The organism is Microcoleus asticus IPMA8 (genome assembly GCF_013179805.1).
Taxonomy (GTDB): Bacteria; Cyanobacteriota; Cyanobacteriia; order Cyanobacteriales; family Microcoleaceae; genus Microcoleus; species Microcoleus asticus.
Map to the genome: position 1 here is coordinate 93,874 of NZ_SRRZ01000001.1, position 26,078 is coordinate 119,951.

Here is a 26,078-nt window from a genome sequence, read left to right on the forward strand (position 1 = left end):
GCTTTTGAAGTCAGTAGTCAGTAGTTAGTAGCCAGTTGTCAGTTGGCAGTTACCAGATTTTACTCAACATTCAGCAGTCAAACTCAACAGTCAACCTTCTTCCCTCTTCCTTCTTCCTTCTTCCTTCTTCCCTCTTCCTTCTTCCTTCTTCCTTCATTTGCGGTTTTATGAACAGTATATATAGCGTTTTCAAATTTTTAGTGGGTTTTCTGCTAGCGATCGTCCTGATGGCAGGTGCTAGCGTGGCGGCTGCACTTTACTTTGCCGCTAAGCTAACTACTGTGCCCGAAAAACCTGTTTTTCCCAACGACAAAACAGCAGTTCAGGTTGCGGGCGCTGCGCCGCAGTCAACAGCCCAGGCTAGCCCTGTTTCTACATCTAGCGATGCCCCGTCTCCGAAACCGCTGGAACCGGGAGCTTACCGAGCGATGGTGACTCAGCCGATCGGCTTAATTCTTCGGGATACTGGTAGCCGAGACTCGAACCGCATTGGCGGTGTTGGTTACAAGGAAAAAGTCGTGGTTTTGGAAGAGTCGCCGGATAAAGAGTGGCAGCGAATTCGGGTTGAGGATGGCAATCGCGAAGGTTGGGTCAAGGGCGGCAATACTGAAAAAGTTGAGGGCGAATAGGACTTAGAAAAAAAATATACTCCTGTCATTGTGAGGGCAGCGAAGCAATTGCAATGTGAAGATTGTTCATTAACGCCGGGTTTTTTCCTGTCTCTAGTTGCCAATAGCTCGCTACACATTTATGCCAACAAGTCAAGTTAAATTTATTTACGATATTTAGGATTGCAGTTTGAGGCACACAGACTGTGGGTGCGATCGCCTCTGCAAAATCCTGAATTTTATATAAAAGCCCAGCGGACAAAAGGTTTCAAGAGCTAAAACTCAACAGAAAAACTCGAAAACACATAATATTAACTTATGTTATCAAGGAAAGTATGTTAAGAAAAGTAGCAAAATTTTAAGGTTAGTTGCAAAACGCAGGCTGTTGTCACCCCCGCAGAGGCAAGAATGGTAGCTTTGATCGCATAGATGTAAGTTTTCAGCTTAACAGCTACCAACAATAAAAAATATGTACGACAAACGTCCGGATAGAGATTTGGCGAGTGCTGCTGTAACTGCGGCTCTGGGAGCTGGGGTCGTTACCTCTTTTGCGGTTAGCAGAGGTCAAAACCCGCTGGTAGCCATCGGAATTACTGTTTTTGCAGCGGGAGTAGCTGTACTTTGCGATCGGTTCGGCTTAATTTAAGCGATCGTCGATTTTTTAATACAAAGTCAACTTATCAAAAAATCCCCGCCCTATTTGCAACTAACAAAGGTGGGGATTTTTATTGGCTCCTTTTTCGGTCAATCAGCGGTACTTTCCTAGACGCACTCGCCACATCAAAAAACGGGTTTCTTAACAAAAAACCTGTACTTTCAGCCTTTTTCCCAGACAACAAATTAAGGTGATGACAGCCTGCGCGCAAGTCTTGTGGTAATTTCATCGGCAGCCAGATAAAATATTAGCCAGCACTACCCCAGAACTTATTGTCTTTTGGCATTAAAGGCTAAGACTATGCCTGCCAACTTTTTTCGTGACACTCGCGTCTCTATAAACAGCGATGCTATCTTGGTTTTTACCTGTAATTATTTTTGAAGGTAAAAAATTTTCAAATACGGGTGCTTCGTGCAAACAGGTAAAACTTAGCCTTGATAGATCCACAGCAGCCCAAAGCTCAGCTTGAGTTTGCTCGTAAACCCCACCCACAATTTCACATTCACAGTAAAAAGTTATGGAATCCCTCGCCTACCTCGAACTTGCTCTTGTTTGCGAAGCACCCGCAGAGTCGAAAATTTTTGATGGGCCCAAGTGGCAAAACCTATCGAGTCAGACTTATGTCCGTTTGCTGTCTTTGGCTTTGATGCTGTCGGTTTTGAGTGCAGCCGGTGCGGCTTTTGCTCAAATAGATCCGGGATATCCAAATTTGCGATCGGTTCAAGACAGGTTGCGGGAGCTCGGCTATTTTCCCAGATCTTCGACAGGTCAACTCGGCCCGGTTACTAAACAAGCTCTGACTAATTTTCAGCGAGACTATCAACTGTCGCTGACTGGCCGGCCCGATCGAGCTACGGTGATAGCACTCAACAGTTTTGCCGGGGATGACGATCGACCTTTTAAAACTATTTATACCAATTATCGGGAACTGGGTTTTGGAGACGCGGGTGCAGATGTTTCGGCTCTCCAGCGCAGGTTGAAGCAGCTAGGCTACTTCAGCGCGCATCCCACAGGAAGTTTTCGCGAAGTTACTCAAAATGCGGTTAGATACTTCCAGCGAATTAATCGACTGCGGGTGACTGGAGTTGCCGACAGGCAAACTTTAGCTTTGCTGTTTGGTTCCACCCGGCCGGTTCCCCCCGTTACCCTTCCGGGGGATATTTCGGGAAATGGCGGTTGCAAGGGGCTGCGGTTTGGGGACAGAGGGGCGACGGTAGACTTGATCCAGCGACAGCTAAAAGCTTTGGGCTATTTTGAAGGCGGCGTTGACGGCAAGTTTCGCGAACGCACTCTCTACGCTGTGACTCGTTTTCAGCAAGATTACAATCTGGTTTCTGACGGCTGCGCTGACACGGCTACTTTGAGTGCTATCGATTTCCAGATGAGGCAAGCTGAAATTACCTCGTGGAGTGAGGAAGATGACCCACAGAGTAATGCCGAAGATTTTCTGGAGTTGGGCGATAGAGGCAGACAAGTAGAATTTGTGCAGCGGAGGCTGCAAGAATTGGGTTATTACAGGAGCCAGATTCACGGTTGGTTCGATCGACCAACTCAGGCAGCTTTGATCCGCTTTCAGAGGGATAGCGGGCTGTTCGGTACTGGAAGGGTCGATCGCAGCACTCGATCGGCTTTGCGGCAAGGCAACAGGCAGGCCGCAGCGCCTGTGCCACAAATCACTGCTGGTCTGCGACGGGGTGATACTGGGCCTGCTGTCCGACAACTTCAGTCTTCGCTCAGAAGTCGGGGCAAAAACCCCGGCCCGGTGAACGGAGTGTTTGGAGCCGAGACCGAGTTTGCGGTGCTGTCGTTTCAGCAGGAACGCAATTTGTCACCGGCGACGGGTATTGCCACTCCGGCGACTTTGGCTGCGCTCCAAAATGGATTACCTGGGCGGGTGGCTGTTCGTGCTGTTCCAATTAACAGCAGTTTTAACTCTCGATCGAGCATTCAGCAATTACAAAGGCGGCTGCAAGACCTCGGCTTTTACACAGGCTCGATCAGCGGAGTTTTGGATGCTTCGACGAGAGACGCCCTCGATCGAGCTCAGCGCAGTTACGGGGTCAGCAGCGACGATTTGTTGAGCCAAACTTTTTAGCCCCAGGCTTGCGGACGCTACATCAAATAAATCGGGTTTCTCGTTTCCGACTCATTCCTGAAATGATGTATTTTTCTTAAGAAACCCGGTTTCTGCGTAACTGCGATCGCACTTGCGCCGAAGAGTTTTGTTAAAAAAGGTAACAAGCCGTACTTGAAATGCGAAAATAGTGCATTGTCACTCGATTAAATCCGGGGCGCTGCTGCCGTGCTGGGCGATCGACCTCGGACAAGACCAATTGCTGGAAACCAAAGACGGCCATCCCATCCGCAAAGCTTCGTGGCACACCGTATGAATGGTTAGCTGGCAGTCTAGCAGGTGCAACCCAGACTTTTCAGCTTGCTTCAGGCCAATTTTTAAAATCGAATCGTTGTTAAATTCGATCGTTCTGTTGCACTGAACGCAGACTAGGTGGTGGTGGTGATGCGGGTAAGGCTGGTTTATTTCATAGTGTTTGTGACCTTCTGCTAGTTCGAGTTCGCGTAGCAGGCTCATCCTTGCCATTAACTTTAAAGTTCGGTAAATGGTGGATAAGCTAATGTTTTCTCCGCGATTTTTTAACAAAGTGTACAAATCCTCCGCACTCAGGTGATTGCCTTTGGGGAGGTTCTGAAACACGTGCAAGATGGTTTCCCGTTGGGGAGTCATCCGCCAGCCTTTGTCATTGAGTTCGGATTTGAATGAGGACGCGGTATAAAGTGCCATAGTGACCCTCTCAAGAAAGTCTGCCTATTGACAATAATACACAACGATCGAGATATTTTGCAAATATCGCAGCTTATTGAAAAAAGATTGATGAAAAAAATTGATTTTTGATATTTTTTGACTTTTAACAAGCTTTATGACTTGCTGCAGAGGACAGAGAAGTTGTTTAGAAGTAAAAATTGTTACTTCTGCCTCATGCCTCATGCCTTCTGCACAAGTGCCAAATGCCTCGCTCCCTGATTAATCGCGCTGACTGGCCAGCCAAATTTAAGTCAGAGACTCCAGATAGTCGCGCACGCGGTTGCGGCGCTTGGGTTGGCGGAGTTTTTGCAAAGCTTTAGCTTCAATTTGGCGGACTCGCTCGCGGGACAAGTCGAGAGCACGACCGATTTCTGCCAGCGAATAGGGGTGTCCGTCACCCAAACCAAACCGCATCAGAATTACATCTCGCTCGCGGCTGGTCAAATCTGCCAGCAGTTGCTGCAAGTCGCGGTGCAGAGCTTCTCGCATCAGCATTTCTTCTGGCGATACGCAGTCGGTTTCGAGCAAGTCGCCCAACTCTGTATCTTTTTCGTTGCCCACTTTAGTTTCCAGAGAAACAGACCGGGGGACTCGCAGTAAAACTTCTCGGACTTGGGGCGCGGTCATGTCCAACTCGACAGCGATGTCTTCGATCGTAGCTGTCCGACCTTTTTCTTGAGAAATTTTGCGCTGGGCTTTTTTGATTTTGTTAAGTTTTTCGGTGATGTGAACCGGGAGGCGAATGGTGCGGCTTTGAGTAGCGATAGCCCGCGTAATTCCCTGCCGAATCCACCAGTAGGCATAGGTGCTAAACCGGTAGCCCCGCGTCGGGTCAAACTTTTCTACAGCTCGCTCCAGTCCTAGAGTACCTTCTTGTATTAAATCGAGCAATTCTAAACCGCGATTTTGATATTTTTTCGCCACCGAAACCACCAGGCGCAGGTTCGCCTTAATCATGTGGTCTTTAGCTTCGACGCCTTCAGCTTGAATTCTTTCGATCGCCTCGACCGTCATCTCGGCTAACTCTGCCCACTGGCGCTTGCCTTCGGACATAATTTGCTTGAGTTCTGGCACGTCACCGACACCGGCGGTTAAGGCCCAGCGTTCCAGGGAAGGTTTATGTCCTAACTGTGCGGCCAAGCGATCGCGCACCTCAATTAAATGCACGAAGCGCCCAATTAGCCCTTCTTCCTGAGAGGCGACCGTGTTGCGTAATTCCAGCAATTTGATATAGCGCTGAACTTTTTGAGCTTCCGAGACTTCTTCGTCTCTACCCAAGAGACGAACCCGACCTATTTCTTGGAGGTACAGGCGCACTAAATCTGTAGTGCGACGGCTGGCGTTTTTTTGCAATTTGGCTGCTGGGTCTGCATCTTCTGTCTCTGCTGGGTATTGGTCGAGCAGTTCGTCTCCAGCTTCTTCAGCATCTTCATCCAACACATCACCTTGCAAGGGATTGACTCGCAGTTGTTCGTCGAATTCAGCTTCAGCGTAAAAAGAGGTGGCTGGCATAGTGATTTTCTCAGTTGCTCCGGGTGAAAAGATGCTACGCTTAGCGGCTATTTATAATTATGATGCCCACTTTGTTAAGACGAAGCATCACCGCTTTGTGTTTCTTTACTAACTTTCCTGACTTTTCTGCTGTTGTTCGATCGAACTTTTGCTGCCCCACTTGTTTTACCAAGATTCTGGAAAACGCTAAGAACTTTCTGATGTAACAGGTTGAAGGCCCGAAAAGTATGTTGTACTTCTTTGTTTATGTAGCTAGTATAGATAGTGACTGGCTAGAAACAAGTGACGTTAGTCAGAAGTTAAGTTAATCTTCATCACCGATAACCTGGTTCCCGATCACTTCGGAAAATTATCCATTTTTTTAATAAAACTTTATATAACTCGGCGCTCTTGATTAAATACCCAGCAGTGAGCGCAGAAGTTTAATCCACTACAGTATATGAGCTTCTGAGTTGGTACAGTCCGCATTACCGAGTTATTGGCTGACTCAAAAACCCGGTTTCTTCCTCAAACTTCTAGATTAAAACCTAGAAGTTTGAGGGAGAAACCCGGTTTCTCAATGTCTTTGGCGTAAGTCGCGACTTTGAGGGGGCGATCTGCTGATAATTTTTTTGCTGTTCGCTGCTGCTTCCGGGTTAACATCACCCAAGAGCGCCAGCATCAAAAACCTGTTTTTTTGCACGCGGCCTGCAACAACGCTCAACTTAAAATTGCTAAGTAGGCCAGCGGAAAAAAAACCATAGTATCTTGTAGGGGTCGGTTTAACTAAGAGCGCAAATACCAGCGAGTAGATGGCTGCAAAACCCTGCAATTAAAATTGCTAAGTAGGTCAGCGGCAAAAAACCATAGTATCTTGTAGAGGCGGGTTTAACTAAGAGCGCAAATACCAGGGAGGAGACGGCTGCAAAACCTGCCCTCCCTATGTTGACTGTTGACTGTTATGTTAATTTGTAGCCACCTACTTAGCGCGGGTAAAGTTTCATCAGTTCCCTCACCTGTTCGGCGTGATACGAACTGCGAGTTAAGGGAGAAGCGACAACTTGCAAGAATCCCAAAGATTCGCCAAACTTTCTCCAAGCATCAAACTGTTCTGGAGGCACAAAGTTTTCTACGTTCAAGTGCTTTTGAGTCGGTTGCAGGTACTGTCCAACTGTTAGAATATCGCAGCCGACAGCCCGCAAGTCTTCCATCGCCTCCCGAATTTCGGCGTCTGTTTCTCCGAGCCCCACCATGATGCCGGATTTGGTGTAAACCCCAGGTGCGAGTTCGCGGCTTCGCTGCAATAGTTCCAAGGTGCGATCGTACTTTCCTTGCGGCCGCACCTTGCGGTAAAGTCGCTTTACGGTTTCGGTATTGTGGTTGAGTACCTCTGGCCGGGCTGCGAGAATGATTTCTAAAGCCTGCCAGTTGCCGCACAAGTCGGGAATCAAAACTTCTATAGTTGTATCGGGCATCGCACAGCGCACTGCTTGAATACACTCGACAAACTGAGACGCGCCCCCATCCGGCAAATCGTCCCGGTTGACAGAGGTAATCACGACGTGGTTGAGTTTGAGCCGCTGCACCGCTTGTGCCAATCTTTGGGGTTCTGTGGGATCTAAAGCTTGGGGCTTTTTCTCAAAATCTATGTCGCAGTAAGGACAGGCGCGGGTACAAGCCGGGCCCATAATCAAAAATGTCGCAGTACCTGCGTTAAAGCATTCGCCGATGTTCGGACACGAAGCCTCTTCGCAAACCGTATTCAGGGCTAAATCGCGCAAAATTTCTTTGACGTTGCCGACGCGCTCCCACTGGGGGGCTTTAACTCGCAACCACTGGGGCTTAACTGTCACGTCTGTCTCCGCCTGAGTAGTGTTTTACAAATCATTATATACGAGCTTGCTAAATTTTAACTTGAATGTGATAAGCTTAAAATCTAGTGACTAATTTCGGGATGTAGCGCAGCTTGGTAGCGCACCTCGTTCGGGACGAGGGGGTCGCAGGTTCAAATCCTGTCATCCCGATTATACAATTAAATTGGATATGCCCCAGCAAGTGAGTGTGTTTTGGGCGATCGTCCGGGTGTGTATATTTGTAGTACGCATAAATTAGTCGATGGGGCGATCTATCGTTTTAATTTGTCTTTGCTAAAAAATCAACTGTAGCGACTGTTTTGGCAGATGGAATTAGAGAATAAGGCGTAAAGAATCAGAGCAGCAATAGAGAGTAGAGAGCAAGTCTTTGCGTTCTCACTCTGTGAGGGTTTGGGACTGTGTTTAATAATACGTACTTGCTCAATGCTGAGAAATTTTGCTAAGGTTTGAAACCGAAGGCAAGTATACATACTGCAATAATTCTTAAATACACTTTTATTAAATTTTACATCTTCAGATATATGTATTAATAGATGAATGAGCTTATAATAAGATTTAATTGCTAGCTGTTCTCAAATTAACCCACAAACCGGAGGATATTCCAATGCAAAAAAGTGGCAAAGCCTTCGGCTCCTGCTCTCGCTGCGAAACACTACCCGCCAAAATAGAGGGAAGGGGAGGTCTGTACCTGTGGTTTCCAGTATCGCACACCCTGAATAAAGTTATTTCTGCACTGACCAAGGATCAACTTGAATTTCGGCTGTTAGAAGAGAGCAAGTGTTTGTACATTATGCTTGAGGGAATAGCCAAAGAAAAGTTTAACGCCCTAGCATCATCGGTGCTGACAACTCAAGAGTTGAAAAAGACAAAAGTTTTGTGGATGCGCGAAGTTGACCAGCCTAAATTTAGCGATTTTTATCGCAGCACTTCCTTAGACAGTTTTATTAACTTCAGTAACTCTGATTGGCTGTTAGATTTATTGTCCGAAGAACGCATTACTACACATTTTCAGCCCATTGTTTATACCTCAGATACTTCTAAAATTTTTGCCCACGAAGCGCTGCTCCGAGGAATTGACGAGCAAGGAAACTTAATTTATCCGGGTCGGATTTTTGCCCAAGCAGAATCAGCAGGCCTAATTTTTCAACTAGATGTTTTAGCCCGGACTCGCGCTATCCGCGAAGCCCATGTTTACGATATCAAAGAACTACTTTTTATTAATTTTTCTCCCACTTCAGTTTACGATCCCGCTACGTGCCTGCGAAGAACAGTACAGGCTATTGATGAATCGGGAATTCCTCACAGCAATATTGTTTTTGAAGTAGCGGAATCTCAGCACCCTCCTGATATCGATCACTTGATTAATATTCTGAGTTTTTACCGAGAGGCGGGATTTTTAATTGCTTTGGACGATTTTGGCAGCGGTTCTTCTAATTTAAATTTGATGCACCAACTGCGTCCAGATTTTATTAAGTTGGATATGCAATTGATTCGCAACGTCCATCAAGATTATTATAAGGCACTCATTACTGAAAAGATGTTAGAAATTGCCGCTCAATTAGGAATTAAAACTGTTGCTGAAGGTGTGGAAACTTTGGAGGAGTTTGAGTGGGTGCGAGAACGGGGAGCAACTTTGGTTCAAGGTTATTTGATTGCTAAGCCGACTTCTCCCCCGATCGCAGTTACGAGCTATATTGGTCCTGAACCACTACCTATGTCTGCTTAAATGGTTTTCAGTTGCGATTTGGCCCTACATTTGCTCGTTTCCAGGCAGAGCCTGAGGACGCATATCGGGAAGCTTTGTCTCCATTAAAATGAGACAAGAGTTTGGAGGCAGAGCCTCCGGATCTTCATTACCAGGCTTTGCCTGGTAACGAGAATAACTAGCACTTTAAACGCTCAAATTGCGCCGCAGAAAGCTTTCTAGGGATTCCATTCTCATGCCGTAGATTGATTCCAAGTTTTGCACTTGTTCCGGAGTGCAGAAATACTCATTACCCAGCAATACCCGCAAAGTTCCTAAGTCTTTTTGAGCTTGAGGATTCAATAAACCCAAGGCATTTCTCAAACCGTCAAACACAACCAGCGGCGGGTTGATTACCATAGGTTCGCGATTGAATAAGCGTCCAAAAATGCGGGGAATGTCGTCTCTTGTCAGCACATCCGGGCCACCGACTCGCAGAATTTGGTTGCGGGCGCCTTCGACTGTTGGCGAGTCTGCGGCAATCTTTGCTAAGTCGTCGGTACTGACAACAGAGGTGCGGTTTTTGCCGTCGCCAATCAGCAGGTAAAGTCCGGTTTCTCGAAATCTTGCTGCTAGCGGTAACAAGCTGGAAGCAAAACCTGCTGGCCGCAAGATTGTATAATTCAAGCCGCTGTTTTGCAGGTATTTTTCTACTTCTCGCTTGGCTTTAAATACTGCGGAATCTTCGTATCCTCGATCGACTCCCAGTACCGAAACAAAGACAAAGTGCTGCACTCCTGCTTCTTTGGCGCAGTCAATCAATTCTATGTTAGCGCGGTAGTGTACTGCTTGAACGTCGCCGCCGGTGCCGTGGCTGCTGATGATGTACTGCACTCCTTGGCAGGCTTTTTTAATATCTTTGTCTTGTTTTAAGTCGCCGATAAAAATCTCGGCGCCTCGGTTTTCTAGTTCTGAGTAGCGAGATGCGAGGCGAACGAATGCGCGGACAGGCTTCTCTTGCTGTGTGATTTCTCGTACAATTCGGCGGCCTAGTGCGCCTGTTGCTCCGGTTACTAAGAACATGATTTTTAGTTGTTGGTTGTTACTTACATCTTGCACGTTTCTCAATAACAGGCTTTCCGGCCTGTTCCACAAAGAGTGAATTTTCTTGTGGAGTGGGCAGGAGAGCCTCCCATCGAAGGCTTATTGAGAATGGTGCAATATCTCAGTTGTTATTAACCTTATAACTTATAAATCAAATTTCGACAATTACGGGGGCGTGGTCGCTGGGTTTAATTAATTTTCTGGGAGCAATGTCTATTGTACAGTTTTTTGCTTGTTCGTACAGGGGAAAGCTTAGATAATGGTGGTCGATTCTCCAGCCGTTGTTGCGCGGAAAAGCGGCGGCGCGGTAGTCCCACCAGCTATAATGGCCGCCTTCTGATGTGAATTTGCGAAAGGGGTCGTTTAATCCTAATTCTATGATTTCTGTTAGCGCGAGGCGCTCGGGAACAGATAAGCCGACGGAGTTGGCATTGGCTTTGGGATTGTGGATATCTCGATCGTCCGGGACGATGTTGAAGTCGCCGCAAATGCACAATTTAGGGGATTTGTCTAGTGCTATTTTGAGGTATTCTTGCAGCAGTTTGAGCCACTTTAGTTTGTAGTCATATTTCTCGCTGCCGACTTCGGAACCGTTGGGAACGTATACGCAAATAATGCAAATATCGTCGATTATTCCGGCTATTAGGCGTTTTTGTTCGTCAAAAATACCTGCGGTTTCTTCGCCGAGAAGGGGGGCAAATCCGGTGGTGATTTGCGTTAGGGGCGATCGGCTGAGAATGGCGACACCGTTATAGGATTTTTGACCGGAAATGTAGCAGTTGTAGCCGAGGTTGATGAAGGGTTCTAGGGGGAAGTCTTTGTCTGTAACTTTGGTTTCTTGGAGGCAGATAACGTCTGGGGAGTTGGTTTGCAACCAGCTAGTAACGTGTTCTATGCGGGTGCGGATTGAGTTGACGTTCCAGGTGGCGATTTTCATTTTTTGTTTGTTATATACTCTCTGATTACTGGCCAGATCGTAAAGTGCGATCGCCCGTTTTGTTTTACTGTTTCAACTAATGACCTTCGTCCTAAAGATTGCATGACTTTCAAGAGTTCTGGCGGTGATAGTTGCAGGTTTTCTGGTATTTGTGAGATGTCGGCTGGTTCGATCGTACTTGCTAGCCAAGAGATAACTTGTTGTTCGGATGCGGTTAGGCGATCGAAATGCTGGTGCAGGAGTGATTCTAAGTCACCTAAGAATAGGGTATCATAGGAGAGGAATTCGGAAACGCTACCGCCGAGTAAGTCTTGAATTAATGTGGCAACTATATTTAACCATAAGGGATTGCCTCGGTAAAGGTCGATCAGTTCTGACCATTTCTCCAGTTCTGCTAATCCTTTTTCTCTGAATATTTCTTGTGCTTCCGCGCCTAAACCGTTGAGTTGCAGCGATTTGCAGGGGCGGTTTTCGCCTTCTAAGGCGGCTGTTTCTCTGGGTTTTTCCCAACTCAGGAGGATTAAGCAACTGTTGTGGGATAATTCTGTTAGTTGTTTGAAGAATGCGCCGTAATTTTCATATCCAGGTTGGTAATTTCCTGCGAGTTGTTGGCTGCTGAAGATGGTTTGGATATCATCGAGGATGATGAGACAGCGGTGCGATCGTAAATAGTTGATTACCCCCCCAACCCCCCCTTGCTAAGAGGGGGAGAAAGAGGTTGAATCTCTTCGCCGCGCCTGGGAGAAAGAGGTTGAATCTCTTCGCCCCCCCTTGATAAGGGGGGGTTGGGGGGGTTAGTTTCTTGCTGCTGCGAGAGGAATTTAATTAAGTCGGTTTGGAGTGATGCCAGCGGTGGAGAGTTGCGGAGACTTCGCCAGATAATGCGATCGAATTCGTGTTGAATTTGTGGGATTAGTTGGAGTGTAAGGGCGGTTTTGCCAATACCGGATAAGCCTAAGATGGTGATGAGGCGGGTGCGGTCCAAAATCCAGTTTTCGAGGGTGGTGAGTTCGGATGTGCGTGAACAATTTGAGAACCAAAGGCCAAAAATGATACAAGAGTGCTATGCAAAAGGTGGTGATAGTCTAATTTGTGATCGATAAGGTACTGGTAAACCTGATTGCGCTTATTGTCATTTTAGATGTTATCCTCTCAATAGCGTAAAGCTAAGTGAACTAATTTGGGGACTTATGAACTAATTGTAGTATGGAAAACTACCCTCTCTTTAGGGAAATTAGTTCAATAGAGACAGGATAGAAAATAGCAGTCCTATAGAATACGAAGGGGAATACAAGATGGCTAGAGATATAGAAGCAAGACGAACTAGATACAACGGGGTGACATTCAGATCTAAGTTAGAGGCTCAATGGGCCGTCTTCTGGGATGAGCTAGGAGTGAAATGGGAGTACGAACCACAGATGTTTGAGCTTCCAGATGGAAAGCAATATATACCTGATTTTTGGATAGTTGATTTAGCTTTATGGGTCGAGATTAAGCCTAATGCAAAAATTGCACACGAAGAGGAAGCAGAGTTGAAATGTTTACAATTAGCTGGTAAAACTGGCGACCTAGTATACTTAGACCAGGGTGGATTCGCTTGGCCTATTTCTGAAGACTGGCACTACTCAAAATCAGTGGTTCCACAGGAGGCTGCCGAGATATACTCAGTTCTTTTTTTCTATATCCCAGATCATGTTCAAGGAGATTGGATATATCGATCATATGACCATTTTTGGGGCACCTGCCCTGAATGCGGGAAAATAGGGATTGCAGCTCTGATATCATTAGGTTTCTTTAGAAATCATATTTTTTCATGTAATTGCTATACCCGGAATCACTGGCTAGAGTCCTCTTCTGAAAGACTAATGGAAGCATACGATAAAGCATTAAGATATTGGAGCTAAAAAAATCAAAATTTCCTATCATAGCTATATAGAGAAATTTCTCACTGTTAAAGCTAACCTGATGATTATCTAATCAAAAAACTGTTTTTATGGAAAGGCGCTCGCCCCTCGCCTCTATTTTTAAAAAAAGCACTACTTACTGATAAAGATTGTGATTTGGATCTAACCAAACAATATAAAACACATCTTCAATAAAAAAACCATGCACTCGACCGTGTTCGTTCGTTGAAAGAGAAAACTGATAAGGAATTGTTACCAATTCTTTTTCATTCGGGATACCAAACCCATTTGGTTCTGTTGTATCTCGCCACTTAATCGGATGACAGCGAAGGGACTGACTGCGATTCATCTTCACTTCTTGTGCCGTTAATGTCGATAAATCGCGCACTCTTTCCAGAAAAGCAGTAAAATAATTCGGAGGGCGATCGCGAATTGAAAATTTTTCATTCTGAGTTTGCAGGTACTTGAAGGAAAATCCCAAACCTTCGGGCGATTCCGGTTGAGAAGGGACAATTTTAGACTGAGGTTTCTTCTTTGACACGGGCCGAATAATATTTTTTCATCGATTCCTGAGAAATAATCCCATGACAAGATTCGTCTCTCGGCAAATCCCCTCTCGCTTCCAGCCAAGGCATTTCACTGCAAATCATTCGTTCCAAAGTTTCATCATCATACTCAAAATATGCCTCACCAACTTCTTCGATAAATTGCCCAATTTTTTGGGGAAGTTTCGGTTGTTCGATTTTCTCTGTAATTGGTTCCCAGCTAAATTGGCGTTGATACTTCTCCAATAAATCAGGAATCACCGGCCCGTGAATCCAGGCTTGAAAATCTGCATCAAAGAGTGGCTTGCCGTAAACTCCTAAATACCAAGCTTGAGCGTAATACAAGAGTTTTTGTAGCTTGTAGACGTTGATTTCTACATTATTTTGCGCGGCTAACCAAATGAAAGCATTTGCAATATCTCGATCGCTAAATTTGTCCGAATTAGCTGCAACCGCAACAACTTTCAGTTGACCTTCGCCTATCTGTTCCAATAGTTCAGAAACTGACAAGTTAAATTCTCCGGCAATTTGCTCAACTTTTTGCCAGACTGGAGAACTTACATTTATTTGATATTCAGTTGTTATTGAGGTAGCTTGAGTCATGGCAGTTCTTAGAGCTGACTTAAATAATTGTAGCAAACAGTGCGGAATAATGACCTAATAGCGATCGCCCTTACATCCCAATTTGTCAAAAAGTGCGTGAAGCGCAGCTATCCCGTAGGGAATCGCCTCTACATGAATTATTCAAACTAACTCCGACACACTCAGCCGCCCTTCTACGGGTTCATACTCATCCTCTAAAAGCCAATACTGCGCCTCATCATAACTCTGACTAGAAAACACAATTTTATAACCCTCAGCCGGATCGTATATCCGACAATTTCCCTCAGCGTCACTTAGTAACAAAAGCAGATAAGGCGGTGAAAGATTTGGATCGATCCATACCTCTGTAAATTCCCAGTTATTCTTCACTAAATCGGTTTCGAGGCGTAACGTGGTATCGGTTTTCTGCATCAACTTTTATCTCTCCGTAATAAAGTAAAAGACGGCTACCATCCGGGTCAACTCTATAACCAATTGATTCAGCAAAAAACATACCATAACGATCGTAGCCCCGAATCGTACCTGTAAATTCTCCATCTTCTATTATGGCTTGAGCTACCTGATTCATAGTAGCCTCATCGTTAAAAATATGAGCAGCACGTCCTTTATTAAGCAGTCTTCTCATTTGTGGCGTCTCTGGCAAGTGTTTAGCAATGTGCCTGCTGTCAAGGGCGATTTGGCGATTAATTCCACTCATTAATTAATTACTGAGCATACAAGTATGATTCAATCATGCGATCGCCCTTTAATCCCAAATTGTCAAAAAGCGCGATTAAAGGGCGATCGGATATAACCCTCAACAAGACGGGGATGGAGGACACGGCAATGCCGTTTCCCTACCCCAAAATAATCCATCGCAATTTCAGGATGTAACCATCGCCTGATTAACTGTAGGGAAACGGCAGTGCCGTTTCCTGATTCCGCGCTACTCTTACAAATTGCAACTCATATCCCCAGATAATTGACTGAAACGCGCATTTTCCCGGTAGTCAACCGGACAGTCAATCACGCAAGGAACATCTTGAGCAAGGGCTTCTTTGAGGATGGGAATTAAATCAGTTGCAGATTCTACTCGATAGCCTTTTAAACCCATACTTTCGGCAAATTTCACAAAGTCGGGATTGCCAAATTTGATGAAATCTGAATGACCAAAATAATCTTGCTGCTTCCATTCAATTAAGCCGTAACCGCCGTCATTAAAGATGAGTGTCACAAAATTAGTACCCACTCGCAAAGCAGTTTCTAATTCTTGGCAATTCATCATAAAGCCACCGTCTCCGGTGGCTGCTACTACTTTGCGATCGGGATAAACGAGTTTTGCAGCCACCGCACCCGGAATCGCAATTCCCATCGCCGCAAATCCGTTGGAAATCAAACAGGTATTCGGGCGATCGCAATGATAGTGCCGCGCGATCCACATTTTGTGAGCTCCCACATCAGATATAAGAATATCTTCCGGGCCCAAGACTTGCCGCAAATCGTAAATGAGTTTTTGCGGCTTGATCGGGAAACCGTCGTCGGCTGCATATTGTTCGTACCCAGCGCGAATATCCGCCCGCAATTGCTTAGCAAAAGGGTCTATTTTCTCCATGCGATCGGCACGCTGCAAAATTTCATTGAGGGAATCAGAAATATCCCCCACAACTTCTACCATAGGAATATAACTGCTGTCTATTTCTGCTGGCAGAGCTCCTATGTGAATAATCGGAATTTTCCCGTCTGGATTCCACTTCTTCGGGGAATATTCAATCAAATCGTACCCAACAGCAATCACTAAATCCGTTTCTTCAAAAGCACAGCTAATGTAATCCCGTTTTTGCAATCCCGTCGTCCAAAGTGCCAAAGGATGAGTGTAAGGAATTACGCCTTTGCCCATGAAAGTATTAGCTACGGGAATATTCAATCGAGTAGCAAATTGTGTCAAAGCATCGCTGGCATTCGCGCGGATAGCGCCATTTCCTACTAATAGCAGAGGACTTTTGGCCTTGGAAATTGCCACAGCGGCTTTATTCAGGCTTTGGTAAGCGCCAAATGTTTTTTCGCGGTTATCTTTGGTTAGCGGATTTCCTTCCACAGCCATTGCTGCGATGTTTTCAGGCAAGTCAATGTGAACTGCTCCCGGCTTTTCACTTTGAGCTACTTTAAAGGCTTTGCGGACAATTTCTGCCGTCGTGCTGGGGCGGACAATTTGAGCGTTCCACTTAGTAACTGGCGCAAACATAGCGACCAAATCTAAATATTGGTGCGATTCTATGTGCATTCTGTCCGTGCCGACTTGTCCGGTGATTGCTATTAAAGGAGCGCCGTCTAAGTTGGCGTCAGCAACGCCCGTCATTAAGTTGGTGGCACCGGGGCCCAAGGTGGACAAGCAAACGCCGGCTTTGCCGGTGAGGCGGCCGTAAACGTCTGCCATGAAGGCTGCGCCTTGTTCGTGGCGAGTAGTAATAAATTTAATTGAAGAGTTTCTCAGGGCTTCTAGAACTTCTAAATTTTCTTCTCCGGGAAGTCCGAAGACGTATTCTACGCCTTCGTTTTCTAAACATTTTACCAGTAGTTGAGCTGTGTTCATTTCCGTTTTTTCCTCTGTAAGTATGGATTTTTTGTCTCGGTTAAATGCTCGTAAAAATACTCGGTTAGTTTTTATTAACCGCAGATTAACGTAGATTAATTAGTATTTTTACGAGCATTGTATCGATTTTTACTTATTTTACCCACACTGTTTTAATGTTGACAAATTCGTGCATTCCTTGGATGCTCAATTCGCGTCCGTAACCGGAGCGTTTGATGCCGCCAAAGGGCAATCTGGGGTCTGATTTTACTAAGCCGTTGATGAATACGGCGCCTGCTTCTAGTTCGGAAATAAACCGATCGCTCTCTGAGTTTGCTGTAGTCCAAGCCGTCGCACCCAAGCCAAAAGATGTGCTGTTTGCGAGTTCGATCGCCTCATCAATGTTTGCAACCCGGAATACTAAAGCTACGGGGCCAAAAAACTCTTCTTGACGGGCTGCTGCATCCGGGGGAATATCTGCCAGAATAGTGGGCAAGTAGAAATTGCCCGCTTTCTCTGACAATGGGCGGCCGCCTGTCAGAAGTTTTGCTCCCGATTGGATGCAAGTTTGCACTTGATTGTCCAAGTCTTTGAGGATTGCGGGAGTAGCTAAAGGGCCGATATCGGTTTCGGGCAACATCGGATCGCCTACTTTTAATTGCTCGATTTTTTCGACAAATCCTTTGATGAATTCGTCGGCGATATCTTCTGCTAAAATAAAGCGTTTGGCAGCGATGCAAGATTGACCGTTATTCAGCATCCGGGATGTCACAGCAGTTGATAAAGCTGCTGCTAAATCACCACTGGACATCACGATAAAGGGGTCGCTTCCTCCTAATTCCAGTACAACTTTTTTCAAGCTTTTGCCCGCATTTGCTGCTAAACTAGCACCTGCTGGTTCGCTGCCGGTGAGGGTTGCTGCTTTGATGCGATCGTCCGCAACTATCTTAGCTACCTTGTCCGAACCCACTAACAAAGTTTGAAAAACTCCTTCGGGAAAGCCAGCTTGCGCGAAAATTTCTTCGATTTTCAAAGCGCACTGCGGTACGTTGGAAGCGTGTTTTAGCAAGCCCACATTGCCCGCCATCAGCGCCGGCGCCGCAAACCGAAAAACTTGCCAAAATGGGAAATTCCAGGGCATGACGGCTAAAATAGCGCCCAGCGGTTGGTAGCGGACAAAGCTGCTGCTAGCGTCGGTGGTTGCCGGTACGTCTGCCATAAATTGAGCGGCATTTTTGGCGTAATAGCGGCAAACTAAGGCGCATTTTTCCACTTCGCCGATCGCAGATTTGAGCGTTTTGCCCATTTCCAGGGTCATCATTTCAGCATAAATTTCGCGATCGCGCTCTAAGATGTCTGCGGCTTTCTGCATCCACAGAGATCGCTGCTCAAACGGCAGGTAGCGGTATTTGTTAAAAGCTTGCTGTGCTAATTCCAGCTTAGCTTCTATTGCCTCATCCGCGATCGCCTCGAAAGTTTTCAGCGTTTCTCCCGTTGCCGGGTTGATAGTAGCAATAGCCATCGTTTCCTCTCCTGTATGAAAAACACAAAACTCCCCTCTTGTTTTCAAGCTAGGTGGGGAGTTGTATCAATGTATTACAAAATGGGAATTTACCAGCCACGTTTTCAGGTCATGCCAATTGGCAAGTGTCGGGATTTGTTTAAATCTCTCTACTTTTAATTATAGTTCAGAATCTCGATCGCAAATCTTAAGAAAATTCGTTCTTCAACTGGCTCTCTTAATCTCGCGTTGTGCTGACTTCGTTTGAGTCTCAGCAGCGATTTCAAAATCCGAATCATCTCTTAAAGTCCCTCTTTTTAAGGGAGGTTTAGCAGGAGCGAGACTTCGATACAAAGTTAAAAATTAAAACAGACATCTTGCAGCATTCTCGCTTAACAGGCCCGAAGGCCTGTTCCACTATTATACATTTCTCAAGCCTTCTCCCTCAAACAGACTGTTCCTGAATGTAATCCTGCACGTAAGACTGATAGTAATACCTGCTGCCTTTATCGTTATTCGCCACCATTCCCAACAGCGGAATCCCCGCCATTTTCAAATCTTCAAAAGCCAACAACAGCGCCTCCCGCTCAGTTTGATTCAGCCCCACTACCAGCATTAATCCGTTAGTGTGAGCCGCCAACAAATTCGCATCCGCCAAACCCAAAAGCGGTGCAGTATCGTAAATAACTAAGTCAAAATGACTTGACAAAGCTCCCATTAAATGCTGCATTTTTTTGGAAGAAAGCACCTTTGTGGGATCGAGAGGAACCGGGCCGGAAGTTAACACAAACAAATTTTCATCGCGGGGCGATCGCAAAATCAACTTTTCCACATCCACATCATCCGCGATCGCATTGTGCAAGCCTTGCCAGTTCGGTAAACCCAGCATTTCGTGCACCTGCGGCCGCCGTAAATCCGCATCCACCAACAGCACTTGCTGGCCCATTGCAGCCGCCGCCCGCGCCAGATTTACTGCGACAGTAGACTTGCCGTCAGCTACTTGACAAGAAGTAATTACGCAAGAATTAATCGGAGTATCAACGTTTAGCAACCGAATATTAGCATTGAGCGATCGAAAAGCTTCTTGAAAAGCATCTGTAGGCACCGGCGAACTTGCCACATCCACCGGACTTGTCTCAGCAGGAGGAAGCCTCAAAATTTTATCGCTAGCAGGAATTACCCCCAACAAAGGCAGCCGAATCGAATGTTTGACATCCTCGGGAGTGTGGAACACCGTTTTATTGTTAAACCGTTCCGCCAATTGCGCCGCCAGCATACCGAACAGCAAACCAGCCAATCCCCCCAAAGCCAAATTCAAAGGCATAATTGGAGAAACAGCCATCAACTCGCCATTTTTGTAGCGCGGAATTTCCGGCTTAGCAATAATTTCCCAAGCCACTTCTTTTTTACCCACAGCTTCAAGCTGCAAAGCTTGTTGTTTTGCCAGCAAACCATTCAGCGTATTGTTAGTCAAATCCAACTCGCGCTGCAAATCGGAATAGCGCCGCAAAATCACCGGTAATCCTTGAGAGTATTGATTCAACTGCTTAGCAGCTTGTTCCAAAACTTGATTCCGCACGCCCAGCACCTGAATTAAATTAGCAGTACCGATAAACTGCTCGATTAACTTAATCCGCACCGGATCTTGAAAAGCCAGCACTTGCGAACTTACCTTAGCCAAATCAGTTCCCAGAACCTGTTGGGCTTCTTTCTTTAACAAAGGAATGAGGTTTTTTTGCTGTTCTCGCAACAATTGCATTTGCGGAGTTTGGTCTGTAAACGTAGCCGAGTTAATCGCAATTTGCCCTTCTAATTGCTGCAATTGAGTCAGCATCGCTTGATAGCGGGGAGCTTGACTCAGAGCAGAGGCCATCAGCGCTTGCTTCTGGTTCAGTCCGAGCTGATTTTGCAGATTGGAATAGAGCAATCTCTGCTGATTGAGCTGCGTTTGCGCGTCCAATCTTTGCGTTTGAAGTTGGCTGATTTGCTGCGCCAGTTGTTGGGTTTGAATTTGCGGGTCGATGAAATTGTACTGCTGCCGCAACTTTTGAATTTCTGTTTGCAGAGCTTGTTGGCGCTTTTGCTGGTTGGGAATTTGCGATTTTACAAAATCCAGAGTCTGACTAATTTGAGTTGTGGTATCTTGCACGCTGTAGTTGCGGTAGCCTAGCGCCACTTTTCCCAAAACAAACTGAATTTTTTTCGGATCATAATCCCGATATCTAACTTCTATAATTTTGGTGTTTTTGAACCGATTGATTGACAACCGGGTTTCCTGAGAAAACGGCAAATTATCGGCTTTTTGGTTCAAGAGGTAGTTATAATTTATTTCCGGATATTTAGCCTGCAACTGTTTAATAATCGGCGACATTACTTGCGGGCTTTGCAAAACTTGAATTTGCGATTCGTAGTCAAAACCGCCCTTTTCTTGCGTCGCGGGGGCCGCTGGTTGCAGTTTTAGCTCACCGGAGTATATTTTTGCTAATGTATTTTGCGTAACTGCGGGTTCTACTAATAATTGAAAGCGCCCTTCGTACTCGCTTTTTTGATTGAGCGTCCAGGCGAAAACCCCGGTGGTCACTGCCGCTGCTACGCCGATAACTAAAATGGAACGACTGCGGCAAACTTCCCAAAAACTTAACTCTTCTTCCTCTGTTTTGTCTAAGCCTAAAAATTGCTCTTCTTCATAAAGCACGGAAGATATTTTTTGCATATCAGCGGCTTTTTTATGATTATTAAACAGTGCTATTTGAGATTTTTTCCCTGGTTTCATTTGATTTCTACAACTTATTAGTTTAAACGTCTGTACCGCTTGCGCAGTTTCAGGAACCCGGTTGATTCCTAGATATTGCGTTCCCAAACCGAAATTTTTTCTCAAAAATCGGTTTATGAAACCTTAATGCTAGTCTATTCAAATCACTAAAAAATATTGAACAACCGAAATATTCCTAACAGCGGGCTTAAAGGAGAGAGAGTCCCGCCTACATTATCCGAGAACGTAGCGCGGCCCGATCGCCTTACCATAATTACATCATTATTTTGCAGTTTGGGATTAGTTTCCTCATTAGCTGTTGCGGAAAAATTAACCTTAACAGTTAACTGCGAAACAGTGCCGTTAGGATTGAGGCGAATTAAATTCACCGAATCCATTTCGGCCCGCGCTTTATTAAAACCTCCCGCTGCTACCAGCGCTTGATTTAAAGTAGTATTGGGCAGCACCGCAATCGCTCCCGGTTTCACAACTTCTCCCACAATGTTCACCTTAATCGTATCAGGTGAAAAATTAGAATTAGCCACTTGATCGTCTTGAGCTGCATCGAGATTTTCGGCTTTGGGAACGATTACCGTATCTCCCTGTTGCAGCGTTAAATCTTGGGAGACATCTGCAGCTTCCAAAAGTTGCCACAAATTTACATTAATAATTTGTTCTGTACCCGCCCGTGTCAGGCGGCGAACTTGTATTTGTCTGATATCAGCTACCGGCGTAATGCCGCCCGCCATTTTAATTGCCCTCGTTACAGTTTGCTGCAAAACCGTTTCCCCGCCGTTTGTTTCGCTGGCAGCAAACAAACCCGAATTTGCACCCATTTCATTGTCTTGTACCCTACTTTGAGCCTCTTTTGCCAAAGTATAAGTACCGGGGCGAGTTACTTCGCCCACCACAGCAATATTAATTGGTTGAGTGCTTTGTCCGGTAATATTAGCTACTGCTAAAGTCGGTGCTTCTTGGCGGTTGAGGCTCGTTACAGTGGGAATAAATATAGTATCGCCGTCGCGCAAAGTCAGATCGGCCCGCAAATCGCCGTTTTGCAATAATTCCCACAAATCCACACTAATAATTTGTTCCCGTGCGTTGCGCTGGGGGCGGCGGATTTTGATTTGCCGCACGTCTGCTGACTGCGTAATTCCGCCGGCCATTCGCAGAGCCCGCGATATCGTTGGCATTTGAGTTCCCATTTGCTCTGATGTGCCTCCGGGGCCTGCTGCTGAGGATATTGTATAGGCTCCGGGGCGGTTGATTTCGCCCGCGATCGCAATTTGCAAAGGACGCGGCGCCAGCAGTTTCAGGGTAATCCAAGGACGTTTAAGGTATTTGCCGTATTTGTCTTTAACAACATTAGAAGCTTGTTCTAAGGTCATCCCGTACACCGAAACGCTGCCAATTAACGGCAAACTCAAGGAACCGTCCGCCTGTACTTGGTGTTGACCGTTGGGGCCGCTGTATTCCGGGACGTTGAAGATGTCCATTTGAATACGATCGCCCGCTCCCAAAGTGTAAACTTCCGATCGTACAGTTGAAGGTGTACTTGCCGGAAATTCGGGAAATCCCGGCACTGCGGGTACCGGTACAGGAACAGGAGAACCCGGAGGAGGAGGAGGAGGAGGCAAAAACTGGGCCGCCGCAGGAGATGAACCCACCGCCGCCAGCACTGACACTGTTAAACTTTGAACAATTAAACTTTTGACAGCATTGCGTGCCCAATAACCCAGCTTGCAGCTTTTGCTGGAAACCTCTGCCTCAGCCCCTCTCCTTGCAGGAAAAGGGAGAAATTCTCCCCTTTCTCTCTCCGCGAAGGGGACAGAAGGGTGAGATTTTTTCTCAAGTTGCACGCCGTGCGAAGAACTTTTCACCACCATCGCTTTTTGCCCCTATCCTCATCCAACCCCGCCAACATCAAATGTAACCCAACTCTTCTAACTTGCTGAGAACTTTTTTAACACTCTCTTCCACACTTTCTCGCTCTGTGTAACAAATAATCTCAGGATTGAGCGGTTCTTCATAAGGATCGTCAATTCCCGTAAAACCCTTAATTTCTCCTGCTCTAGCCTTAGCGTATAGCCCCTTGACATCGCGACCTTCACACACTTCTAACGGCGCTGTGACATATACTTCAACAAAATTTGGCTCCATTGCTCTAATTTCGCCGCGAATTGCTCTGTAGGGGCTAATAGCTGCCGTGATTGCGGCTACTCCATTGCGGCTCAGCAGGTGAGCAACAAATCCAATCCGCCGAATATTAGTATCTCGGTCTTCTTGGCTAAATCCCAAACCTTTTGACAAGTTGGTGCGAACGACATCTCCATCCAATATTTCAACTTTGCAACCTCTTGCCTTCAGTTCGGGTTCTAGAGCTTTGGTGATAGTTGTCTTGCCGGAACCGCTCAGCCCGGTAAACCACAAAATAAAACCTTTTTCCATTTTCAGCCGTTAATTACTAACTGGGAAATTATTAAGACGTAAAACTTTATAGATGCAGTTCCCTTTCTTCTATTATCGTTATTCGCGGTGTCATATTGGCAATATTGGAGCGCAAAAAATGAGAAATCAAAAGTTGCGATCGCTCCTGCAGTCATTTAGTAACAGAATTGTGCGCTCGCTGCATAATTCCCGATTTATTATTTTTCAAGTCTTTACACACTAAAATTCAATTCGCGATCGCCAACGCCGAACATCTATCCGCAGGGTGCGCAGGGAACAGCTTCGCTTACATTCTGACACAATGGCAAACGCCGAACATCTATCCGCAGGGCTCACGGCACGGATTACCTGACTGAGCCTTTTGCAATAAACCTAAAATCTCAAATAGTATTGCCTATGTCTTCCGTTTTGAAAGCAGATGTTTTGGTAGTGGGTGGCGGCACTGGCGGCACCGCTGCGGCCGTGCAAGCAGCCCGCCGAGGTGCCAAAACTATTTTAGTAAGCGAATTCCCCTGGCTGGGAGGAATGCTGACTTCGGCTGGCGTTTCGGCCCCTGATGGCAACGAATTAGCAGCTTTTCAAACTGGTTTGTGGGGCGCGTTTTTGCGGGAACTCCAGCAGCGACAGCCGGGAGGTTTGGATTGGGGCTGGGTAAGTTTTTTTACTTACGATCCCCGCACCGGTGCTGAAATTTTCGCTGATTGGGTTAAATGTTTGCCGAACTTGCACTGGATTTCTGGACAAATTGCTCAAGATGTGATCATAGAAGGCGATCGCATTTCTGGCGTTCAGTTTGCAGATTTTACGGTTTCGGCCAAAATCACTTTAGATGCAACGGAATTGGGAGATTTGCTGGCTTTAGCGGAAGTTAGACACCGCTGGGGTTGGGAATTCCAAGCCGAGTGGGGAGAACCCAGCGCGCCGGCTGCCTCTAATGCTCTCACAGAGCGCTATTCGGTGCAAGCTCCGACTTGGGTGGCAATCATGCAGGATTTTGGCGAAGGTGCGGTTGCACCAGAAATTCCCGCGCCGCCTGTTGACAATCCCGATCGATTTACTGGTGCTTGGGACGGCTACACTCCCGAACAATTTCTCAATTACGGCAGGCTTCCGGGCGGATTGTTGATGATTAATTGGCCGATTCGAGGTAATGATTATGGTGAAGGAGTCGATCGACTCATTAAATCTGAAGCATCTCGACAAGAATTCCTGCAAGAAAGTCTCTGGCACAGTCAAAGTTTCGCCCGCTTCATTCAAACGCAACTCGGCCCCCGCTACGGTTTAGCAGAGAATATTTTCCCGATTTCAACGACGATCGAAAATCAACAAAATTCTTCCCTTCTTCCTTCCTTTGCCTTACATCCTTACTACCGAGAAAGTCGGCGCTTGCGAGGGATAAGTACAGTCAGAGAACAAGATATTTTGCCTATTGTCGGTGGAAGAGTCGCGAAGTTGCCGATAAATTCTGAGGGAATTTGCGAAGCGGTGGCTATCGGCAACTATGCCAACGACCACCACTACACCAGTGGCGACATTCCCTTGCAGCCCAAATCCATCCGCTGGGGCGGCCGCTGGACGGGAACTCCGTTTACCATTCCTTACAGCGCGCTAATTCCTGGGAGTACAGACGGTTTGCTAGTCTGCGAAAAAAATATTTCCGTCTCTCACATCGCCAACGGTGCAACTCGCTTACAACCGACGGTAATGAATATTGGACAGGCGGCGGGGATGGCGGCGGCTTTGTGCGCGGAATCTGGATGTCAGCCGCGGGAGTTGCCGGTGAGAGTTTTGCAGGAAGCTTTGCTGCAAGATTCCGAGGCGAGTGCGGCAGTTATTCCCTTATTTAATTTGACACGGGATCGATCGGACTGGCTGGATTGGCAACGCTATTATATCGATCGACCTCAAGCATATCCCGCCAGCGGCGAATGTCCTTTCTCAGTAGAGAAACAAAGCAGTCAAACAGCAAATACTCACAGCGAATTTTCGGGGATTTTCCGCCGCCTCGGCGAACAAGACTGGACGCTAATGCTGACAAGCCCCACATCCTTAGCCGGTCAAACTTGGCAACTCGTGACTTTGGACTCAGAAACCGACAGATTTTTACAGAAGTGCGAAACCGAAAAGCCTCTGACAGTATGGGGCAGGCTGAATTTTGCTGGTGCTTGGCTACTGTCGGTATCAGTAGAATTGAAGAGGTAAGGTTTTTTGCAGAGATCCGAAAATTGCAGAGATATCTATCCTGATCGATCGGGGCAAGTCCGTATCACGTAATAGACACTGACACGGATACTACCCATGCAAACCTACACTGCAATTGCTTTACTGAGCCTGTTGGGCATTACCTTGAGTGCCAATGCCGCTCGAGCTGTTGAATCTCCACTCGCAATGCTCGAAACTGCCACCCCCCAATATATGTTATCCGCCCAAACTCAACAAAAGGCCGAGCGCGTTCCTCACAGGGGCAGCGGACGCAGGGATTTTACCGAGCCTAATGTTTACACTCATCCGCTACAAGATTTCTAATGGCAATGGACGTAAGCGATTATCACCACTGACTTGGTTCGGGCTGTTGATTCGAGCGATCGGATTTTCTGGGATTC

At 46.3% G+C, this 26,078-nt stretch carries 23 protein-coding genes, 1 tRNA gene and 1 pseudogene; 9 read left to right on the plus strand and 16 right to left on the minus strand.

Translation table 11 applies throughout. The annotated features are described in order from the left end of the window. Nucleotides 1–70: 70 nt before the first annotated feature. Nucleotides 71–193, minus strand: a complete 123-nt coding sequence (locus tag E5S67_RS33900) for a hypothetical protein (protein WP_281363505.1) — start codon at nucleotides 191–193, stop codon at nucleotides 71–73. On the opposite strand from E5S67_RS33900, the gene E5S67_RS00415 reads away from it, so the two are divergent. The 3 genes from E5S67_RS00415 to E5S67_RS00425 all read left to right on the plus strand — a co-directional run bounded on the left by E5S67_RS00415 (nucleotide 168) and on the right by E5S67_RS00425 (nucleotide 3,358). Continuing rightward, on the plus strand, nucleotides 168–629 hold the full coding sequence (locus E5S67_RS00415; protein ID WP_172184383.1) for an SH3 domain-containing protein: 462 nt from the start codon (nucleotides 168–170) through the stop codon (nucleotides 627–629). The two genes, E5S67_RS33900 and E5S67_RS00415, sit on opposite strands and share 26 nt — an antisense overlap. Nucleotides 630–1,077: 448 nt before the next feature. Then, a complete protein-coding gene (locus E5S67_RS00420; protein ID WP_172184385.1) occupies nucleotides 1,078–1,254 on the plus strand; it encodes a hypothetical protein in 177 nt (58 codons plus the stop codon). A 526-nt stretch (nucleotides 1,255–1,780) separates the two neighbouring features. Then, entirely contained in the window at nucleotides 1,781–3,358 is a 1,578-nt protein-coding gene (locus tag E5S67_RS00425; RefSeq protein WP_172184387.1) for a peptidoglycan-binding domain-containing protein, read from the plus strand. 177 nt (nucleotides 3,359–3,535) lie between these two features. Here E5S67_RS00425 and E5S67_RS00430 read toward each other — a convergent pair whose 3' ends face one another. The 3 genes and pseudogenes from E5S67_RS00430 to lipA form a co-directional block, all read right to left on the minus strand. Further along, entirely contained in the window at nucleotides 3,536–4,063 is a 528-nt protein-coding gene (locus E5S67_RS00430; RefSeq protein WP_172184389.1) for a ferric uptake regulation protein, read from the minus strand. A 267-nt stretch (nucleotides 4,064–4,330) separates the two neighbouring features. Further along, nucleotides 4,331–5,596 carry an RNA polymerase sigma factor SigC gene (gene sigC, locus E5S67_RS00435; RefSeq protein ID WP_172184391.1) on the minus strand — a complete coding sequence of 422 codons (1,266 nt, stop codon included), beginning with the start codon at nucleotides 5,594–5,596 and terminating at the stop codon, nucleotides 4,331–4,333. A 962-nt stretch (nucleotides 5,597–6,558) separates the two neighbouring features. Next, nucleotides 6,559–7,434 (minus strand): annotated as a pseudogene (lipA, locus tag E5S67_RS00440) (lipoyl synthase); the annotation flags it as partial. Between the two features lie 91 nt (nucleotides 7,435–7,525). On the opposite strand from lipA, the gene E5S67_RS00445 reads away from it, so the two are divergent. Beyond that, nucleotides 7,526–7,599, plus strand: a tRNA-Pro gene (locus E5S67_RS00445). 454 nt (nucleotides 7,600–8,053) lie between these two features. Continuing rightward, the gene (locus E5S67_RS00450; RefSeq protein WP_172184395.1) at nucleotides 8,054–9,175 is read left to right on the plus strand and encodes an EAL domain-containing protein; all 1,122 of its coding nucleotides are present in this window, start codon (nucleotides 8,054–8,056) and stop codon (nucleotides 9,173–9,175) included. Between the two features lie 165 nt (nucleotides 9,176–9,340). Here the strand turns inward: E5S67_RS00450 and E5S67_RS00455 are convergent, their stop codons facing one another. From E5S67_RS00455 to E5S67_RS35000, 3 genes are all read right to left on the minus strand, one after another. Then, the gene (locus tag E5S67_RS00455) at nucleotides 9,341–10,216 is read right to left on the minus strand and encodes an SDR family oxidoreductase (RefSeq protein WP_172184507.1); all 876 of its coding nucleotides are present in this window, start codon (nucleotides 10,214–10,216) and stop codon (nucleotides 9,341–9,343) included. Nucleotides 10,217–10,388: 172 nt separating this feature from the next. Then, nucleotides 10,389–11,174: an exodeoxyribonuclease III gene (xth, locus tag E5S67_RS00460; RefSeq protein WP_172184397.1), complete on the minus strand. Its 786-nt coding sequence runs from the start codon at nucleotides 11,172–11,174 to the stop codon at nucleotides 10,389–10,391. A gap of 676 nt (nucleotides 11,175–11,850) precedes the next feature. Further along, on the minus strand, nucleotides 11,851–12,159 hold the full coding sequence (locus E5S67_RS35000; protein WP_479686923.1) for an NB-ARC domain-containing protein: 309 nt from the start codon (nucleotides 12,157–12,159) through the stop codon (nucleotides 11,851–11,853). 310 nt (nucleotides 12,160–12,469) lie between these two features. On the opposite strand from E5S67_RS35000, the gene E5S67_RS00470 reads away from it, so the two are divergent. Next, nucleotides 12,470–13,078 (plus strand): PDDEXK family nuclease, encoded by a 609-nt coding sequence (locus tag E5S67_RS00470; RefSeq protein ID WP_172184399.1) that lies wholly within the window; start codon nucleotides 12,470–12,472, stop codon nucleotides 13,076–13,078. A gap of 136 nt (nucleotides 13,079–13,214) precedes the next feature. Here the strand turns inward: E5S67_RS00470 and E5S67_RS00475 are convergent, their stop codons facing one another. From E5S67_RS00475 to E5S67_RS00490, 4 genes are all read right to left on the minus strand, one after another. Next, complete coding sequence (locus tag E5S67_RS00475) at nucleotides 13,215–13,619, minus strand: hypothetical protein (protein WP_172184401.1); 405 nt, start codon at nucleotides 13,617–13,619, stop codon at nucleotides 13,215–13,217. Continuing rightward, entirely contained in the window at nucleotides 13,594–14,226 is a 633-nt protein-coding gene (locus E5S67_RS00480; protein WP_172184403.1) for a Panacea domain-containing protein, read from the minus strand. The genes E5S67_RS00475 and E5S67_RS00480 overlap by 26 nt, the downstream gene beginning before the upstream one ends. A gap of 141 nt (nucleotides 14,227–14,367) precedes the next feature. Continuing rightward, complete coding sequence (locus E5S67_RS00485) at nucleotides 14,368–14,595, minus strand: hypothetical protein (protein WP_425487370.1); 228 nt, start codon at nucleotides 14,593–14,595, stop codon at nucleotides 14,368–14,370. Further along, entirely contained in the window at nucleotides 14,585–14,923 is a 339-nt protein-coding gene (locus E5S67_RS00490; protein ID WP_172184407.1) for a DUF6972 family protein, read from the minus strand. Before E5S67_RS00490 ends, E5S67_RS00485 begins: the two co-directional genes overlap by 11 nt. Nucleotides 14,924–14,958: 35 nt before the next feature. On the opposite strand from E5S67_RS00490, the gene E5S67_RS32125 reads away from it, so the two are divergent. Further along, a complete protein-coding gene (locus E5S67_RS32125) occupies nucleotides 14,959–15,099 on the plus strand; it encodes a hypothetical protein (protein WP_216670100.1) in 141 nt (46 codons plus the stop codon). Between the two features lie 58 nt (nucleotides 15,100–15,157). Here the strand turns inward: E5S67_RS32125 and E5S67_RS00495 are convergent, their stop codons facing one another. The 5 genes from E5S67_RS00495 to cysC all read right to left on the minus strand — a co-directional run bounded on the left by E5S67_RS00495 (nucleotide 15,158) and on the right by cysC (nucleotide 23,475). Next, nucleotides 15,158–16,795: an acetolactate synthase large subunit gene (locus tag E5S67_RS00495; RefSeq protein WP_172184409.1), complete on the minus strand. Its 1,638-nt coding sequence runs from the start codon at nucleotides 16,793–16,795 to the stop codon at nucleotides 15,158–15,160. Between the two features lie 133 nt (nucleotides 16,796–16,928). Further along, complete coding sequence (locus tag E5S67_RS00500) at nucleotides 16,929–18,296, minus strand: NAD-dependent succinate-semialdehyde dehydrogenase (protein WP_172184411.1); 1,368 nt, start codon at nucleotides 18,294–18,296, stop codon at nucleotides 16,929–16,931. A 424-nt stretch (nucleotides 18,297–18,720) separates the two neighbouring features. Beyond that, on the minus strand, nucleotides 18,721–21,048 hold the full coding sequence (locus tag E5S67_RS00505) for a GumC family protein (protein WP_172184413.1): 2,328 nt from the start codon (nucleotides 21,046–21,048) through the stop codon (nucleotides 18,721–18,723). 146 nt (nucleotides 21,049–21,194) lie between these two features. Continuing rightward, entirely contained in the window at nucleotides 21,195–22,913 is a 1,719-nt protein-coding gene (locus E5S67_RS00510) for an SLBB domain-containing protein (protein WP_172184415.1), read from the minus strand. 37 nt (nucleotides 22,914–22,950) lie between these two features. Continuing rightward, nucleotides 22,951–23,475: an adenylyl-sulfate kinase gene (gene cysC / locus E5S67_RS00515; RefSeq protein ID WP_172184417.1), complete on the minus strand. Its 525-nt coding sequence runs from the start codon at nucleotides 23,473–23,475 to the stop codon at nucleotides 22,951–22,953. Nucleotides 23,476–23,871: 396 nt separating this feature from the next. On the opposite strand from cysC, the gene E5S67_RS00520 reads away from it, so the two are divergent. Further along, nucleotides 23,872–25,677, plus strand: coding sequence for an FAD-dependent oxidoreductase (locus E5S67_RS00520; protein WP_172184419.1), 1,806 nt, complete (start codon nucleotides 23,872–23,874; stop codon nucleotides 25,675–25,677). Nucleotides 25,678–25,773: 96 nt separating this feature from the next. Further along, nucleotides 25,774–26,001 (plus strand): heterocyst-inhibiting protein PatX, encoded by a 228-nt coding sequence (gene patX, locus E5S67_RS00525; RefSeq protein WP_172184421.1) that lies wholly within the window; start codon nucleotides 25,774–25,776, stop codon nucleotides 25,999–26,001. The last annotated feature ends 77 nt before the right edge of the window (nucleotides 26,002–26,078 follow it).

Coding starts and splice junctions, on each gene's coding strand:
- E5S67_RS00415 (WP_172184383.1), top strand. CDS start 168: ATGAACAGTATATATAGCGTTTTCAAATTTTTAGTGGGTTTTCTGCTA.
- E5S67_RS00420 (WP_172184385.1), top strand. CDS start 1,078: ATGTACGACAAACGTCCGGATAGAGATTTGGCGAGTGCTGCTGTAACT.
- E5S67_RS00425 (WP_172184387.1), top strand. CDS start 1,781: ATGGAATCCCTCGCCTACCTCGAACTTGCTCTTGTTTGCGAAGCACCC.
- E5S67_RS00430 (WP_172184389.1), bottom strand. CDS start 4,063: ATGGCACTTTATACCGCGTCCTCATTCAAATCCGAACTCAATGACAAA.
- sigC (WP_172184391.1), bottom strand. CDS start 5,596: ATGCCAGCCACCTCTTTTTACGCTGAAGCTGAATTCGACGAACAACTG.
- E5S67_RS00450 (WP_172184395.1), top strand. CDS start 8,054: ATGCAAAAAAGTGGCAAAGCCTTCGGCTCCTGCTCTCGCTGCGAAACA.
- E5S67_RS00455 (WP_172184507.1), bottom strand. CDS start 10,216: ATGTTCTTAGTAACCGGAGCAACAGGCGCACTAGGCCGCCGAATTGTA.
- xth (WP_172184397.1), bottom strand. CDS start 11,174: ATGAAAATCGCCACCTGGAACGTCAACTCAATCCGCACCCGCATAGAA.
- E5S67_RS00470 (WP_172184399.1), top strand. CDS start 12,470: ATGGCTAGAGATATAGAAGCAAGACGAACTAGATACAACGGGGTGACA.
- E5S67_RS00480 (WP_172184403.1), bottom strand. CDS start 14,226: ATGACTCAAGCTACCTCAATAACAACTGAATATCAAATAAATGTAAGT.
- E5S67_RS00490 (WP_172184407.1), bottom strand. CDS start 14,923: ATGAGTGGAATTAATCGCCAAATCGCCCTTGACAGCAGGCACATTGCT.
- E5S67_RS32125 (WP_216670100.1), top strand. CDS start 14,959: ATGCGATCGCCCTTTAATCCCAAATTGTCAAAAAGCGCGATTAAAGGG.
- E5S67_RS00495 (WP_172184409.1), bottom strand. CDS start 16,795: ATGAACACAGCTCAACTACTGGTAAAATGTTTAGAAAACGAAGGCGTA.
- E5S67_RS00500 (WP_172184411.1), bottom strand. CDS start 18,296: ATGGCTATTGCTACTATCAACCCGGCAACGGGAGAAACGCTGAAAACT.
- E5S67_RS00505 (WP_172184413.1), bottom strand. CDS start 21,048: ATGAAACCAGGGAAAAAATCTCAAATAGCACTGTTTAATAATCATAAA.
- E5S67_RS00510 (WP_172184415.1), bottom strand. CDS start 22,913: ATGGTGGTGAAAAGTTCTTCGCACGGCGTGCAACTTGAGAAAAAATCT.
- cysC (WP_172184417.1), bottom strand. CDS start 23,475: ATGGAAAAAGGTTTTATTTTGTGGTTTACCGGGCTGAGCGGTTCCGGC.
- E5S67_RS00520 (WP_172184419.1), top strand. CDS start 23,872: ATGTCTTCCGTTTTGAAAGCAGATGTTTTGGTAGTGGGTGGCGGCACT.
- patX (WP_172184421.1), top strand. CDS start 25,774: ATGCAAACCTACACTGCAATTGCTTTACTGAGCCTGTTGGGCATTACC.